The sequence below is a fragment of the Psychrobacillus sp. FSL W7-1493 genome (genome assembly GCF_038004905.1).
In the GTDB taxonomy this organism is placed as follows: domain Bacteria; phylum Bacillota; class Bacilli; order Bacillales_A; family Planococcaceae; genus Psychrobacillus.
In genome coordinates this window covers 2758294-2773264 of the sequence record NZ_JBBOSB010000001.1, presented here as the reverse complement: position 1 = coordinate 2773264, position 14971 = coordinate 2758294, and the positions used below count along the sequence as shown (strand labels likewise).

The 14971-nt window shown below is 36.5% G+C and carries 15 protein-coding genes; 10 read left to right on the top strand and 5 right to left on the bottom strand.

What is annotated here, in order from left to right; all coding sequences use genetic code 11:
• Positions 1-166: 166 nt before the first annotated feature.
• Both MKX96_RS14085 and MKX96_RS14080 read left to right on the top strand, forming a co-directional pair.
• Entirely contained in the window at positions 167-1126 is a 960-nt protein-coding gene (locus MKX96_RS14085) for an NAD(P)H-dependent flavin oxidoreductase (protein ID WP_340884376.1), read from the top strand.
• A gap of 11 nt (positions 1127-1137) precedes the next feature.
• Positions 1138-1407 (top strand): UPF0223 family protein, encoded by a 270-nt coding sequence (locus tag MKX96_RS14080; protein WP_169358934.1) that lies wholly within the window; start codon positions 1138-1140, stop codon positions 1405-1407.
• 35 nt (positions 1408-1442) lie between these two features.
• On the opposite strand, the gene MKX96_RS14075 is transcribed toward MKX96_RS14080, so the two are convergent.
• Entirely contained in the window at positions 1443-2072 is a 630-nt protein-coding gene (locus MKX96_RS14075; protein WP_340884373.1) for a YktB family protein, read from the bottom strand.
• Between the two features lie 152 nt (positions 2073-2224).
• Between MKX96_RS14075 and MKX96_RS14070 the strand changes: the two genes are divergently transcribed.
• Together MKX96_RS14070 and MKX96_RS14065 are read left to right on the top strand one after the other, a co-directional pair.
• Positions 2225-2422, top strand: a complete 198-nt coding sequence (locus MKX96_RS14070) for a hypothetical protein (RefSeq protein WP_169358936.1) — start codon at positions 2225-2227, stop codon at positions 2420-2422.
• A gap of 138 nt (positions 2423-2560) precedes the next feature.
• Positions 2561-3352: an inositol monophosphatase family protein gene (locus tag MKX96_RS14065; RefSeq protein ID WP_340884370.1), complete on the top strand. Its 792-nt coding sequence runs from the start codon at positions 2561-2563 to the stop codon at positions 3350-3352.
• A gap of 213 nt (positions 3353-3565) precedes the next feature.
• Here the strand turns inward: MKX96_RS14065 and MKX96_RS14060 are convergent, their stop codons facing one another.
• Entirely contained in the window at positions 3566-3754 is a 189-nt protein-coding gene (locus MKX96_RS14060; RefSeq protein ID WP_169358938.1) for a YlaF family protein, read from the bottom strand.
• A 103-nt stretch (positions 3755-3857) separates the two neighbouring features.
• Here MKX96_RS14060 and typA point away from each other — a divergent pair, with 103 nt between their 5' ends.
• Both typA and MKX96_RS14050 read left to right on the top strand, forming a co-directional pair.
• Positions 3858-5705: a translational GTPase TypA gene (gene typA / locus MKX96_RS14055; RefSeq protein WP_340884368.1), complete on the top strand. Its 1848-nt coding sequence runs from the start codon at positions 3858-3860 to the stop codon at positions 5703-5705.
• A 21-nt stretch (positions 5706-5726) separates the two neighbouring features.
• On the top strand, positions 5727-6050 hold the full coding sequence (locus MKX96_RS14050; RefSeq protein WP_445678196.1) for a YlaH-like family protein: 324 nt from the start codon (positions 5727-5729) through the stop codon (positions 6048-6050).
• A gap of 504 nt (positions 6051-6554) precedes the next feature.
• On the opposite strand, the gene MKX96_RS14045 is transcribed toward MKX96_RS14050, so the two are convergent.
• Together MKX96_RS14045 and MKX96_RS14040 are read right to left on the bottom strand one after the other, a co-directional pair.
• Complete coding sequence (locus MKX96_RS14045) at positions 6555-6758, bottom strand: YlaI family protein (RefSeq protein WP_169358941.1); 204 nt, start codon at positions 6756-6758, stop codon at positions 6555-6557.
• A gap of 11 nt (positions 6759-6769) precedes the next feature.
• A complete protein-coding gene (locus MKX96_RS14040) occupies positions 6770-7267 on the bottom strand; it encodes a peptidyl-prolyl cis-trans isomerase (RefSeq protein ID WP_169358942.1) in 498 nt (165 codons plus the stop codon).
• Positions 7268-7445: 178 nt separating this feature from the next.
• Here MKX96_RS14040 and MKX96_RS14035 point away from each other — a divergent pair, with 178 nt between their 5' ends.
• From MKX96_RS14035 to pyc, 3 genes are all read left to right on the top strand, one after another.
• Entirely contained in the window at positions 7446-7727 is a 282-nt protein-coding gene (locus MKX96_RS14035; RefSeq protein WP_169358943.1) for a YlaN family protein, read from the top strand.
• A 63-nt stretch (positions 7728-7790) separates the two neighbouring features.
• Positions 7791-8957: an FtsW/RodA/SpoVE family cell cycle protein gene (locus MKX96_RS14030; RefSeq protein ID WP_340884364.1), complete on the top strand. Its 1167-nt coding sequence runs from the start codon at positions 7791-7793 to the stop codon at positions 8955-8957.
• 15 nt (positions 8958-8972) lie between these two features.
• Positions 8973-12410, top strand: coding sequence for a pyruvate carboxylase (gene pyc, locus MKX96_RS14025; RefSeq protein WP_340884362.1), 3438 nt, complete (start codon positions 8973-8975; stop codon positions 12408-12410).
• A 314-nt stretch (positions 12411-12724) separates the two neighbouring features.
• On the opposite strand, the gene MKX96_RS14020 is transcribed toward pyc, so the two are convergent.
• Complete coding sequence (locus tag MKX96_RS14020; RefSeq protein WP_340884360.1) at positions 12725-13636, bottom strand: COX15/CtaA family protein; 912 nt, start codon at positions 13634-13636, stop codon at positions 12725-12727.
• Positions 13637-13960: 324 nt separating this feature from the next.
• On the opposite strand from MKX96_RS14020, the gene cyoE reads away from it, so the two are divergent.
• The gene (gene cyoE, locus MKX96_RS14015; RefSeq protein WP_340884357.1) at positions 13961-14884 is read left to right on the top strand and encodes a heme o synthase; all 924 of its coding nucleotides are present in this window, start codon (positions 13961-13963) and stop codon (positions 14882-14884) included.
• Positions 14885-14971 lie beyond the last annotated feature (87 nt).

Below are 14971 nucleotides of genomic sequence, written 5' to 3'. Positions count from 1 at the left end.
ACAAGATTGTATGTTTTTTCTACCGGATATGTCTTGTTAGAGTCTTCTAATACATACATAACCTACTTTAAAGATTTAAAACGGCTCATTTAAAATTCTATCCTTTAATAGATCGATTGAATCCTAATTAAATTTTCTTTACACTACTATAAAGGGAGGGATTAGTTTGTCATTTCAAACAAGGGTTACAGATCTATTAGGAACAAAATATCCTATAGTACAAGGTGGACTAGCATATCTTGCGTATTCGGATCTATGCATTGCGGTGTCAGAAGCGGGTGGCTTAGGACAGATAACTGCTATGAGTCTCTCAACACCGGAGGAGCTTCGCCAAGAGATTGCTAAAGTGAGAGAACATACAAATAAACCTTTTGGCGTAAACTTTGCTATTGGGCAAACAGGTAGACCTTATGAACATATGCTTCAAGTCGCTATCGAAGAAAACGTTCCAGTAGTTTCAATGACTGGAGGCAATCCTGCACCAATTTTAGATGCCCTGGATAAGACGGATATTAAAAAGCTGGTTTTAGTCGCATCTAAGCGACAGGCTCTAAAAGCAGAACAGCTAGGGGCCGACGCTGTGATGGTTGTAGGGCAAGAGGGTGGCGGTCACTTAGGGAGAGATGATATCGGAACTATGGTACTTATCCCTCAAGTTGTGGATGCTGTTTCCTTACCTGTCATTGCATCTGGAGGCATTGGAGATGGGCGAGGCTGGATGGCTGCTCATGCTCTTGGAGCGGAAGGGATAGAAATGGGGACTCGTTTTATCGCAACAAAGGAATGTATCCATGCATCGAAAGCATATAAAAATGCCATATTATTAAAAGAGGAAACAGATACAGTTGTTATTAAAAAAGAGCTAGGGTCCCCAGCAAGGGCAATACGAAATAGTTGGACCGAAACTATTTTGGCTATGGAAAAGGAAAATCCTACATATGAGCATTTGAAGCATCATATTAGTGGAGAAGCCAACAAGCAATTTATTTATAACGGTTTCGAAGACCAAGGCTTTGCATGGGCCGGGCAAGTAATAGGCATGATTCATGACATTCCTACAACGAAAGAGCTCATCGACAGAATGGCAGCTGAGGCACTAGATATACGAAAAAAATGGAAATTATAGGAGAGTTGAAAATGGAATACACATACCCTTTTTCGTTAGATTGGTCTACAAAAGAGATAGTAGACGTAGTACAGTTTTTTGAAGCAATTGAAAATGCTTATGAAAAAGGCATAAAGCGAGAAGAACTGATGAATAAATATCGTCGCTTTAAAGAAATAGTTCCGTCTATAGCGGAAGAAAAAACATACTTTCGGGAGTTTGAAAAAGAAAGTGGATATGCAAGTTTCCCAATCATAAAAAAAATGAAAGAACAAACAAACGAAGCAATTATAAAGGGATAAAGTAATCCCTCCTTAAAAAGGAGGGAAAGCTTGTCTTATTTTATATTGGTCATAGTTTTGTAAATGGGGAGAAGTTTTTCAAAAGTATTTTCTACTAAGTCGAATAATTCTTTTTCTGTTAATTTAACAGCTTCTTCTTTAGGTATATGACGCCCAACTAAAAATTCACCCTTTTTAACGTCTCTCAGACGTGTTAGAAGCTCTTCTACACCCTCTTGATTAACTTTCCTTAAGGAAGAGGCCTCTGGCTTCATATGGTCCCCAGAAACGATAAAATCATCTGGTAGCTTTTTAAATAGACTCATCTGTTGCAGCAAACGCTCTGCAATTGCAACTTTATCTGGTGCTTCATAAATAACTGCTACTATGATAAATAAATGCGTACCCCATAAGCCAATTTGAAAATGAGGCAAAGCCTTGTAACCACGTTTGTAAGGAGCAAAAGCTACCCAACTATCCTTTGGAGGGTTAACTGATCGACGAGCGTGCTTAGCTACATGACTAAAAAACTCATCTCCAAGAACACCAGAAAAATAAAGGCTATATTGTTTACCAAGTTCTTCAAACTTAGGTCGAACATTCTCTATAAGAGCAGTCATTCTATTTTCTAATCCTTCAATTTGAAACACTTCAAAATCTTTTTCTTGCCAAAAAGTTTTACTCATATATTAACTCCTTTCAATTTCTATGTTTATTTTAGCGGATTTTTGGGTAAAAATCTTGTAAGCAGTATTTATTAACACAAATCGATTTGTAGCATAATGTAAGTATAAAGTTCTGAATATTAAGATAAAATGATTATGGAGAGGTGTTAACTATGAAACAGGTTGTGCATATAATTCGTAAATATGATATGGAAAAGGAAAAAATTCAAACATTGAAATTGGAAATGGATTATCAATTAGCTACTTTATACGATGCAATGCAGGATGGAGACCAAGAAGTAATTAGTGAAGCAAAGATGCGATTAACAGAGCTTCATCAGTCACTGGATGAACTAAATGCGTTTACTTAAGTTGTCATCACTAATAGCACCATGAAAAACACCAGCTAATCTTGAAAGACAGCCGGTGTTTTTTTCTTTATACTAAGACTAAGTATATGCAAAGCATGTATGACGGTCAGTTAACAGGAACATAGAAGGGGTGGTAACATGGACTTACATATGCTTGATAAGTATGCAAAATCATTGATTAAACAAGCTGCGATTCAAATAAGAAGCTCATTCTCAGAGGAGTTAATTATTGAATCTAAGTCGGAAGCGAATGACTTAGTTACTAATATTGATAAAGAAACAGAAAAGTTTTTTATTAGACATATTAAAAATGATTTTCCAAACCATCGTATATTTGGAGAGGAAGGGTTTGGAGATAAGATAGATAATTTAGATGGCTACGTTTGGATGCTTGATCCAATTGATGGGACTACTAACTTTATTCACTTCAAGAGAAACTTTGCTATATCGTTAGGTATTTACAAGGACGGCGAAGGAATACTTGGATATATTTATAATGTTATGGATGATGATTTACTAAGTGCTGCATTGGGACAAGGGGCATATCTAAACGACGTGAGGATCCCTCGGCTTGAGAGTACGACAGTAGAGAAATCAATTATAGGGGTGAATGCTAGTTGGGTTGTACCAAATCGAATGGTGCATCACGACGGAATGATAGAGCTCGTGCAAACGTCTAGAGGAACTAGATCCTTTGGGTCTGCTGCAATTGAGATTGCCTATGTAGCCACGGGAAGATTAGATGCATATCTGTCCATGAGACTCTCACCTTGGGATATAGCTGGAGGGATGGTAGTAGCAAACGAAGTGGGAGCAGTTGTTACTAACTTATCTAACGAGCCTATAAATCTGTTAAAACAAAATTCATTTATAGTCTCTAAGCCTAATCTTCATGAACAACTATTATCAAAATATATTATTTTAAAATAAATGAGTTTGTTTCATATATTTAAAATTAAATAATAGAATTTAATAAAATTATATTGTCGAAAACTATAAAAGTAATTTCCGTAGATTAGAAATAAGAATTTAAAAAAGAGGCTGGTTAGTGACGTTAGTCGCGACCAGCCTCTACTGAAGTAGAAAAAAACAGATAAACTACCCAGATATAATTATAAAAAACTCGGGTTGATTTAGATTTTCCTATTCTAATAACCCTTGTTCACGCATTTTCTTTTTTGTTTTAAAACCAAATCCCATTACAACAAATAACATTGCTAAAAACAATAATGCTAACGGAATATTACGTAAAGCAATAGCGACTCCTATTAATCCCATAGACAACATTGCGCCTAGAGAAAACAAGACAAAAACCCATTTAATGTTACTCAAAACAATTACCCCCAAGAAAATAATTAAAAATATTATAACTTTAGTTCTACTTGTGTTATAATAGCACAGTTATGGACATGAAAAAAGAATATGGAGTGGAAATATGACAAAATTACGTCAAGATTTAAGAAACATAGCTATTATAGCACACGTTGACCATGGAAAAACGACATTAGTCGATCAATTATTAAAACAATCAGGAACGTTCCGTTCAAATGAACACGTTGACGAAAGAGCAATGGATTCAAACGATATCGAACGCGAGCGTGGAATTACTATATTAGCAAAAAACACAGCTGTAAATTACGAAGACAAACGCATTAACATTTTGGATACACCTGGACATGCCGATTTTGGTGGAGAAGTAGAGCGTATCTTAAAAATGGTAGATGGTGTTTTACTTGTAGTAGACGCATATGAAGGTTGTATGCCTCAAACACGTTTTGTATTGAAGAAAGCATTAGAGCAAAAGTTAATACCAATAGTTGTAGTTAACAAAGTAGATAAAGATTCTGCTCGTCCACTAGAAGTAGTAGATGAAGTATTAGAACTTTTCATCGAGTTAGGTGCAGATGACGATCAATTAGACTTCCCAGTTGTTTATGCTTCAGGTGTTAATGGAACTGCTTCTTTAGACGCTGACCCAGCTAACCAAGAAGAAGATATGAAGTGTCTATTTGAAAAAATCATTGAATCTATTCCAGCGCCAATTGATAATTCGGATGAGCCGTTACAGTTCCAGGTTGCATTACTTGACTATAATGACTATGTAGGCCGTATCGGTATTGGTCGCGTATTCCGCGGTACAATTGAAGTAGGTCAACAAGTTTCTTTAATGAAATTAGATGGCAAAGTTAAAAATTACCGTGTTTCTAAATTGTTTGGTTTCTTCGGTTTAAAACGTGTAGAGATTGAATCTGCAAAAGCTGGAGATTTAATAGCAGTTTCTGGTATGGAAGAGATTAACGTAGGGGAAACGGTTTGTCCTACAGACCATCCTGACGCTTTAACTCCATTACGTATCGATGAGCCAACATTACAAATGACATTCTTAACAAACAATTCTCCGTTTGCTGGTCGTGAAGGTAAATGGGTAACATCTCGTAAAATTGAAGAGCGTCTTCGTTCTCAATTACAAACAGATGTTTCTTTACGAGTAGAAGATACTGATTCACCTGATGCTTGGGTTGTTTCTGGTCGTGGAGAGCTTCACTTATCTATATTAATAGAGAACATGCGTCGTGAAGGTTATGAGATTCAAGTATCTAAACCAGAAGTTATTATTCGTGAAATTGATGGCAAAAAATGTGAGCCGGTTGAACGCGTACAAATCGATGTACCAGAAGACTGTGTAGGTTCTATTATTGAGTCCATGGGTACACGTAAAGGCGAAATGGTAGACATGGTCAATAGTGGAAATGGACAAGTTCGTTTGATCTTCATGGTTCCTGCCCGTGGATTAATCGGATATTCAACTGAATTCATGTCCTTGACTAAAGGTTTCGGAATCATTAACCATACATTTGACAGCTACCAACCAGTAGTGGCAGGTCGCGTTGGTGGACGTCACCAAGGTGTGCTTGTTTCTATGGAAACAGGAAAAGCAACAACTTATGGTATGATGCAAATTGAAGACCGTGGAACTCTATTCGTAGAGCCAGGTACTGAAATTTATGAAGGTATGATTGTTGGTGAAAATACTCGTGATGCTGACATTACAGTAAATATAACTAAGATGAAACAAAAAACAAACATTCGTTCAGCAAACAAAGACCAAACAAATGTTATTAAACGCCCACGTATCTTAACTCTAGAAGAAGCATTAGAATTCCTTGGTGATGACGAATATCTAGAAGTAACACCAGAGTCTATTCGCTTACGTAAAAAAATTCTTGAGAAGAGCGAACGTGAACGTGTAACAAAGAAAAAGAAAAGTGCAGATCAGGAATAGGAACTGAAAGGGTGACAAGCCTTGGAGGAACAAGATCTAGTAATGGGTAGAATGTCTTCTATCGCTAGGTTTATATATGAAACAATGCCAAACTTTACTGTATCAGGCTATGTTTTATTTATCGTCATATTTTTATTGTCAGTGCTAGTGTACAAGCTTGGATTTGCAAAGAAATTAAAATTTAAGCAAAATATAGTTATCTATATTTTCCTATTGTTAGGTTGCTTAATGTTGACCTTCTTAGCATTTTTCCTTCCGGTAGTGGAAGCATTGTTAGTTGCTGCATTGATATTAATCATATATAAAATACGATTAAAGCTAGAAAAAAGAGGTTCGACTACTTAATTAGGCTACTTTAAATCTAAAAGCCGAGGCTGGGACAAAACCCACCTCAAAATTAAAAGCAGATCAAATTTTACGATGAGTAAAATTTGGTCTGCTTTCTTTTTATGACTAGGGTAGCCGTTGTTCTCCGTTACGGTGGAAACTTTCCTGGGGGCACGTGGCATGAGCCTGTAGTCTCTCCCACGCGCTTGTCCCCTAGGAGTCGTCACCTTCACTCCGAACAACTAATATTACTTCTGTTCAGATAATACCTATAAAATTTCTGTAAGTAAGCATTCGAGGATGACATTTCGTCAGACATTTTAAAAATATAAAGCAAAAAGAGAATTCCTCGTAGCAATTCTCTTTTTGCGTAAAATGAAACTAATTAAGTTCTAGCTTCGTTTTTTATTTATTCTCTTATAAGTAAAAAGTAGATAATAAAAAAGCCCTAAAAATTTGCTGTAATTAAAATTTTTAGGTCTTTTTGATTTGGAAGATAAGTATGGTCCTAGTCTTGATTAATTAAAACTCATTTTCAATTAATCGAGAACTTTTGTAGGAGATATACTTACCAGTAGCTAGGCGTTCCTTCGTTTTATACTCGATTCGATCATGACATTCTTCGCACATATAAGTGTGAATAGGTCGATTTCTTAGCTTTTTTGCTAGTGGTAAATCAGAAGAAATTTCATCAATTCGATCGCATATCACACATTGCACTTTCATATACAACACTCCTACTCTAATCGAAATGCAGTTACGTATCTAATCGGATCATTCAGGTTAGTTCCATCTTTTTTTATAATATGGACGGGACCATCTTCACGAAGTGGCTTGCCCTTGTGACTAAATTTAACTAGAATATCATCCATTTCATCTAAGGAGATAGTATGATTTCCTTCGCTTGTTTCAATTATTAGGTGCTTTGCCTCTTTTAATGGTTCAGCATTTTGGATAAATGGTTTTAACTCAATGCCATAAGTGTTAGAAAGCATTTTAGTCTTTTCATACTTCTTTTCTGATTTTAATGTAGGGGGATTTGTAGATCCCTCTATAATCTCACGAGACCAATGAGCTGAAGTGACCTTTGTGTATTCCTCGTCTAAATCTTTATACTCGTATTTTCCTTCAAAAAACTCATCTAGGTCAATTCTACGATCGTCAAAAATCCACACAGTGGGATCCAACGTTATATTAAATTTAACTGCTCCTGTAATAGGTATTATAAATTCCATGCAAATTGCCTCCTCTTAACTGTCTAATCTATATTAGTATACAGATAAAAGGAGAAATTTAAAAAGAATATTTCCTTTTCGATTAAACCTAAGCGAGAGAACACTTGCAATTTTTCCAATCAAAAGATACACTTTAGGGAGGTAAAGAACAAGAAATAATAATAATGGGGGCGTCCTCATGGATACTAATATAGAACTTTCCTATCAAGATAAAGCTTTAGTGCTCTTAAAAAAAGATGCAGAAAAAATTGCCCAATTGATAAAAGTGCAAATGGATAACTTAACAATGCCTCAATGCCCTCTTTATGAAGAGGTTTTAGACACGCAAATGTTTGGATTATCTCGTGAAATAGATTTCGCGGTAAAACTTGGACTTTTAGAAAAAAGTGAAGGTAAAGAGATTATTGCTTCACTTGAAAAAGAGTTGTCTGTTTTACACGAGATCCACACAGAAAAATAATGTTAAAACTCAAACAAGCAGACTGTTTGAGTTTTTTTCTATAAAGAAATTGAGGTCTTTCATATGAATACTTATATAAAACGTTTTATTAAAAACTTTGACTATCCTGTTTTCTTTGTTTACATCGCTCTTTGTTTATTCGGTCTAGTAATGATATATAGTGCGAGCATGGTTTGGTCCGTTGAAAGATATGGATGGACCCCAGATTATTTCTTCAACAAGCAAAAGCTTAATTTGTTATTATCTTTGCCTGTGTTTTTTTTAGCTGCGTTGTTTCCATACAAGCATTATAAGAGTCGATTTATGATGCAGTTGATGCTTGGAGTAATGTTTATCCTACTCATTCTCGTTCATTTTATTGGAGTAGGGGGAGAAAGTGGATCCCAAAGTTGGCTGAGTTTAGGTTTTGGTAATGTACAGCCATCAGAAATTGCTAAAATTGTAATAGTCTTATACTTTGCTAGTATCTTTACGAAAAAATATCAAAATGGCACGCTAGACAAGCTAAATGAGTCTGTAGGTCCGCCTTTGTTAGTTTTAACTTTTGTGTTTGTTCTCATTATGCTTGAAACTGATGTGGGTAATACAATGATTATAAGTTTTGTAGCCATTTCAGTTATTGCCGCAAGTGGCATTAAATTCAAATCATACTCCAAATTGATAGGATTAATCGGTATACTAATAGTTATTGCCTTAACTTTTATATATTTCTTAAAGGACTCTCTTCTTACAGAACGCAGGTTAGGTAGACTTGAAGCATTTTTCAATCCTTTTGATTATGAACAGGGCTTTGGATACCAAATAGTAAATGGATATATTGCTATTGGGTCAGGTGGTCTTACAGGCTTGGGTTTAGGAAATTCTAATCAAAAGTACGGATATTTACCAGAGCCACATACAGATTTTATCATGGCCATTATTGCTGAGGAGTTAGGCTTGGTAGGTGTTCTGATTGTGTTATGCGGTTTGTTCTTCCTAGTGTTTAAGGCGATAATGATTAGTATAAAAACTAGAGATCCTCAGGCTAGAATGATAGCTGCTGGAATCGCAAGCATCATAGGGTTTCAAACATTTGTCAACCTTGGCGGTATGCTTGGAATAATCCCGCTTACTGGTGTACCACTTCCTTTTATAAGTTACGGGGGGACCTCCATCATTATCTTATCTGCTGCCATTGGTATACTGATGAATGTGTCAATGTTTGTTAAACTTGAAAAGACTAAATCATAAGGAGTGTGCAATGGGATGAATAATATTAAAAAAATAGTAGTAGCAAATAGAGGCGAGATTGCTATTCGTATATTTCGTGCATGTACCGAGTTAAATTTGCGTACCGTAGCTATTTATTCAAAAGAAGATAGCGGTTCCTTCCACCGCTTTAAATCAGATGAGTCTTACTTGGTGGGTAAAGATAAAAAACCTATTGATGCTTATCTAGACATTGAAGATATTATTCGCATTGCAAAAGAAAGTAAGGCCGATGCTATACATCCAGGCTATGGTTTTCTATCAGAAAACGTAGAGTTCGCTAAAAGATGTGAAGAAGAAGGCATTATTTTTATTGGTCCAACATCTAAGCATTTAGATATGTTTGGAGATAAGGTAAAGGCACGTGAACAAGCTGTAAAAGCTGGAATTCCTGTTATACCGGGAAGTGATGGACCACTAGAAAACTTGGAATCCATTCGTGATTTTGGTAAAAAGCATGGCTACCCACTAATGATTAAAGCTTCTCTTGGTGGTGGTGGTCGTGGAATGCGAGTAGTACAAACTGAGGAAGATCTTGAGAGCGCTTACGATAGAGCAAAATCAGAAGCAAAAGCGGCTTTTGGCTCTGATGAGGTTTACGTAGAAAAGTGTGTATATGAGCCAAAGCATATTGAGGTGCAAATTTTAGGAGATAAAGAAGGAAACCTAATCCATCTATACGAGCGAGATTGTTCTATCCAACGTAGACATCAAAAGGTTGTAGAGATTGCTCCTTCCAATTCATTAAGTCCTAAGTTAAGAGATGAAATATGTCAGGCAGCTGTAAAATTGATGAATAATGTAGGTTATATAAATGCAGGAACTGTAGAATTTTTAGTGACGGATGATGAATATTATTTTATCGAAGTAAACCCACGCATCCAGGTAGAACATACGATTACAGAAATGATTACGGGAATAGATATTGTTCATGCTCAAATAAAAATAGCAGATGGGATCCCTTTAAATGCTCCTGAAATGGGTATACCTAACCAAGCTGACATTCCGTTATTTGGCTTTGCAATTCAATCGCGTGTAACTACTGAGGATCCTTTGAATAACTTTATGCCAGATACAGGTAAATTAGCCGTTTATCGTTCAGGTGGAGGATTTGGGGTCCGTCTAGATGCAGGTAATGGCTTCCAAGGTGCGATTATTTCTCCTTATTATGATTCTTTGCTAGTAAAAGTTTCCACATGGGGAATGTCATTTAAAGAAGCAGCAGCTAAAATGGATCGGAATTTACAAGAATTCAGGATCCGTGGTATTAAAACAAACATACCATTCCTAGAAAATGTGGTTAAACACCCTTCGTTCCTGTCAGGGAAATTTAATACAAGTTTCATAGATTCTACACCTGAATTGTTCCTGTTTCCTAAAAGAAAGGATAGAGGGACTAAACTATTAAATTACATTGGTAATGTAACGATTAATGGGTTTCCAGGTATAGAGAAAAAGATTAAACCAGAGTTCGGTTCTGTTAGAAAGCCAAGTTTCGATTTCTCTTCTAATCCACCAGCGGGAACAAAAGATATTTTAGAGCAGCGAGGCGTTGATGGTCTGATTCAGTGGGTAAAGGAGCAGAAGGATGTTCTATTGACAGATACGACATTCCGAGACGCCCACCAGTCTTTACTTGCAACTCGAGTGCGCTCTTTCGATATGTTTAATATTGCCAAAGAATCCGCACATGGTATGCATAATCTTTTCTCCTACGAAATGTGGGGAGGAGCAACGTTTGATGTAGCTTATCGCTTCTTGAAGGAAAATCCTTGGGACCGCTTGATCAAAATGCGTGAAATGATACCAAACACTTTATTTCAAATGCTATTCCGAGGAGCAAATGCAGTAGGCTATAAAAACTATCCTGATAATGTGATCCGGGAATTTATAGCAAAATCTGCTGAAGCAGGAGTAGACGTATTCCGAATATTTGATAGCCTTAACTGGATAAAAGGAATGGAAGTAGCGATTGATGCTACGCGTCAATCTGGTAAGATTGCAGAGGCAGCTATTTGTTACACTGGAGACATTTTAAATGATTCTAGAGACAAATATACTGTTCAATACTATAAAGACATGGCTAAAGAGTTAGAGGCTTTAGGGGCTCATATTTTAGCGATAAAGGATATGGCAGGATTATTAAAACCGGAAGCAGCCTATCGTTTAGTGTCAGAATTAAAAGAAAGCGTAGATATTCCAATCCATCTACATACACATGATACAAGTGGAAATGGTATTTATACTTATGCCAAAGCAATTGATGCTGGGGTAGATATTGTAGATACAGCTCTTGGAACAATGGCTGGGTTAACATCACAGCCTAGTGCTAGTAGCTTAAGCTATGCAATGCAGGGATCTGGTCGCAATGTTATTGGTAACGTCGAAGCATTTGAAAAACTTTCTAGTTACTGGGAAGATGTTCGTAAATATTATCAAGACTTTGAAAGTGGCATGATTAGCCCACATTCTGAAATATATGTCCATGAGATGCCTGGAGGTCAGTATAGCAATCTTCAGCAGCAAGCGAAGGCTGTAGGACTAGGAGATAGATGGGAAGAAGTAAAATCGATGTATTCACGAGTGAATCTTTTATTTGGAGACATCGTAAAGGTTACGCCTTCGTCTAAAATTGTTGGAGACATGGCTTTATTTATGGTTCAAAATAATCTAGATGAGCTATCCGTCGTAACGAGAGGGAAGAAAATTGACTTCCCAGACTCTGTTATCGAATTTTTTGAAGGATATATCGGACAACCACATGGTGGTTTCCCTGAAGAGCTTCAAAAAGTGGTTTTAAAGGATCGTGAACCTATTACAGTGAGACCAGGTGAACTATTAGAGCCAGTAGACTTTAATGCGGTTAAAGAGCTTCTATTCAACAAATTAGAGCGTCCAGTAAATAGTCAGGAAATACTAGCTTATACTTTATATCCAAAAGTGTTTGATGAGTACTGTGCAACTGAGAAAAACTTCGGTGACGTTTCGGTTCTTGATACGCCTACTTTCTTGTATGGAATGAGACTGGGTGAGGAGATTGAGGTAGAAATAGAAGTTGGTAAAACCTTGATCATTAAACTAGTTTCGATTAGTAAATCAGACAAAGAAGGAAATAGAATTATCTATTTCGAGCTCAACGGCCAGCCACGGGAAATAACAATCCAGGATATGAACATGGAAGTTAGTAGTTTTTCTAAGCTTAAAGCTGAACCGTCCAATGAAAGCCACATTGGCGCTACTATGCCAGGAACTGTTTTGAAAGTAGAGGTTGCTACGGGTGACCAAGTAAGACGCGGTCAGCATCTAATTATTACAGAAGCAATGAAAATGGAGACGACCGTCCAAGCACCATTTGATGGTATTGTAAAAGCTATCCATGTAGCAGCAGGAGAAGCAATTGCAACCGGTGATTTATTAATTGAAATGGAAAAATAATAAGTAAAATAGCTCGAAGGTATCAAAGGTAAAATTTATGATATCTAAGACTGTAGGCAAACACTGTGAATTATGGAGTTTGCCTACAGTCTCTTTTTTTAAGGAGTTAAAGTTGATTATCCGATGCGAGCGAATCTTATATAGGGTATTAAGCAAGCTGGTAAGCCATTGGATTCTCAGTCCAGATTATGTCTTTATTGAGTTGACCTATGAAAAAAATAAAACGTAAGCATGCTAGAAGGATACTAGTCTGCTTACGTTTTTTTAAAAGAAAAGAAGAATCTTATTGCTAAGTCTATTTTACTTCTGTATTTCTAGTTACTTGTTTTACTTCTCGATAACAATAATATGAGATAACATAACAAACCAAATAAAAGAGAAATAAATAAAGAATGTAGTAAGGCGATATAAAGATTTAATTTCGTTAATACTACAACCATACCTGTAACTACTTGGCAGGACACAAGTATGAGGGAAATAATCCAGCCCCAGTAGATTGCTCGTTGATCCTTATAATTCTTGATGACATGAATAGCAATGATTAAAATCCAAATAAAGATTAAACCGGCAGCTGCTCTGTGCCCCATTTGAACCCATTCATACAGATTGGTTGGTAAGGCAAAGCTATCATTGTTACATAGTGGCCAGTCATTACAGATTAAACTTGACTCGGTATGACGAACTAATGCCCCCGTGTATATAACAATGTAGGAATATAAGGCTACGCCAATGGTATGGAATCTCAGTGTCTTACCGATTTTAATCTTATCAGTATCAAATTTTCTATCTACCTCGAAAATTAGAAGTGTCAAAAGTAATACTGCTGCAAACGAAATTAGGGAAATCCCAAAATGAAGTGCGAGGATAAAGTCGCCCTGTCCCCATTTAACTTGAGCGGCTCCGATTAATGCTTGCAACACAAGGAAAAAGAAAGCCATAAAGGATAAGAACTTAGTCTCACGAACATGACCCAATGCGCGCCAAGCCCATACGGATAATGCTACAATTAATATTCCAACTGCCCCTGTTACTAGGCGATGTGAAAACTCAATTAAAACTTCAGCGGTAATTACATCTGGTATAAGCTGTCCATTACAGCCAGGCCAATGTCTACCACAACCCATGCCGCTGTCAGTCTTTGTAACAAGTGCGCCACCTAAAAGAATTAGGAGCATACCAATTGTTGAAGCTACAGCTAGCCATTTTAAATATTTGTTTATATGCAATACGTCACCTACTTTATGTATCTATTGCTCGCTTAATAAAAGCGGTATCTGCTACTAGATAATATCGAAACCTGAGCAAAAATACAATGTAAAACAACGAAACACTTAAATAAGACAAACTCTATTCACAAATTGTTCATAAAATCGTTAATTAGTATTCACACATAAGGGGGGCAAATGATTTACTATTGATATGTTCAGTTTAGAAACATAAATTACTAGTACTATTATGCGAAAATTCTATTCGGTGTAGAAATATGTTATAGTTTTCGCTATAGTATTAGATAGCGGAATATGCTTACAACTTTGAAAGGAGGGTGCAGCATGTCAAATGGTCATACTATAACCGCTACTACTGAAACGGAGAGAGATCCTGTAACTTCATCTTTTTTGAAAGACTTCCTTTCATTGATTAAAATTGGAATTGTCAATTCTAATTTAGTTACTACTTTTACAGGTTTATGGTTAGCTTTCCAGTTTACGAATACAAACTTTCTTCACGAGCTAGATTTATTGTTTTTCACGCTTTTTGGTTCCGCGTTAATAATTGCAGGTTCCGCTGCGATGAACAATTTTATCGATCGTGATATCGACCCAGTGATGAAGAGTAAGAAGGGTAGACCAACTGTCACAGGTAGATTTAACCCGACAGCCGTGCTCATTACTTCTTTCACGTTTTTAGTTGTAGGTGAGGTCTTCTTATTTATGGCATCTACTTCCGCGGGTATATGGGGATTAGCTGGTATAATCAGTTATGTCGTTTTGTACTCTATGTGGTCGAAAAGAAAGCATGTCAGTAATACTATTGTGGGTAGTATCTCTGGTGCAATCCCACCGGTAATCGGCTGGGCGGCTGTAGAGCCAGGTTTAAGTTTAGGAGCATTAGGCTTGTTCTTCATTATGTTTGCTTGGCAACCACCTCATTTCTACGCTTTGGCTATGAAACGTGTGGAAGAATACCGAGCAGCTAATATTCCAATGCTACCTGTAGTCAAAGGTTTCAAGCGTACAAAGGTTTCTATGCTACTGTGGGTAATTTTATTATTCCCACTTCCACTATTTTTGATGGAACTAGGAACAGCTTTTGTTGTACTTGCAACAGCGTTAAACATTGGATGGCTAGTTTTAGCTGTTAAAGGATTTAAAGTAGAAGACGATATTAAATGGGCGACTAAAATGTTCGTTTATTCATTGAACTATATGACAATTCTATTTGTATCAATGATTATCTTCTCTATGTTTGTTTAATTTTTGGGATTCTTTCTTAGTCAACAAGAATTCATATAAAAGAACCACAGTCCAAATGTACTTGAAAACAATAATGAAAGAGGGGTT

What these genes read in the sequence shown, in the direction of transcription:
- MKX96_RS14080 (WP_169358934.1), top strand. Translation starts at nt 1,138, where the DNA reads ATGGAATACACATACCCTTTTTCGTTAGATTGGTCTACAAAAGAGATA.
- MKX96_RS14075 (WP_340884373.1), bottom strand. Translation starts at nt 2,072, where the DNA reads ATGAGTAAAACTTTTTGGCAAGAAAAAGATTTTGAAGTGTTTCAAATT.
- MKX96_RS14070 (WP_169358936.1), top strand. Translation starts at nt 2,225, where the DNA reads ATGAAACAGGTTGTGCATATAATTCGTAAATATGATATGGAAAAGGAA.
- MKX96_RS14065 (WP_340884370.1), top strand. Translation starts at nt 2,561, where the DNA reads ATGGACTTACATATGCTTGATAAGTATGCAAAATCATTGATTAAACAA.
- typA (WP_340884368.1), top strand. Translation starts at nt 3,858, where the DNA reads ATGACAAAATTACGTCAAGATTTAAGAAACATAGCTATTATAGCACAC.
- MKX96_RS14045 (WP_169358941.1), bottom strand. Translation starts at nt 6,758, where the DNA reads ATGAAAGTGCAATGTGTGATATGCGATCGAATTGATGAAATTTCTTCT.
- MKX96_RS14040 (WP_169358942.1), bottom strand. Translation starts at nt 7,267, where the DNA reads ATGGAATTTATAATACCTATTACAGGAGCAGTTAAATTTAATATAACG.
- MKX96_RS14035 (WP_169358943.1), top strand. Translation starts at nt 7,446, where the DNA reads ATGGATACTAATATAGAACTTTCCTATCAAGATAAAGCTTTAGTGCTC.
- MKX96_RS14030 (WP_340884364.1), top strand. Translation starts at nt 7,791, where the DNA reads ATGAATACTTATATAAAACGTTTTATTAAAAACTTTGACTATCCTGTT.
- pyc (WP_340884362.1), top strand. Translation starts at nt 8,973, where the DNA reads ATGAATAATATTAAAAAAATAGTAGTAGCAAATAGAGGCGAGATTGCT.
- cyoE (WP_340884357.1), top strand. Translation starts at nt 13,961, where the DNA reads ATGTCAAATGGTCATACTATAACCGCTACTACTGAAACGGAGAGAGAT.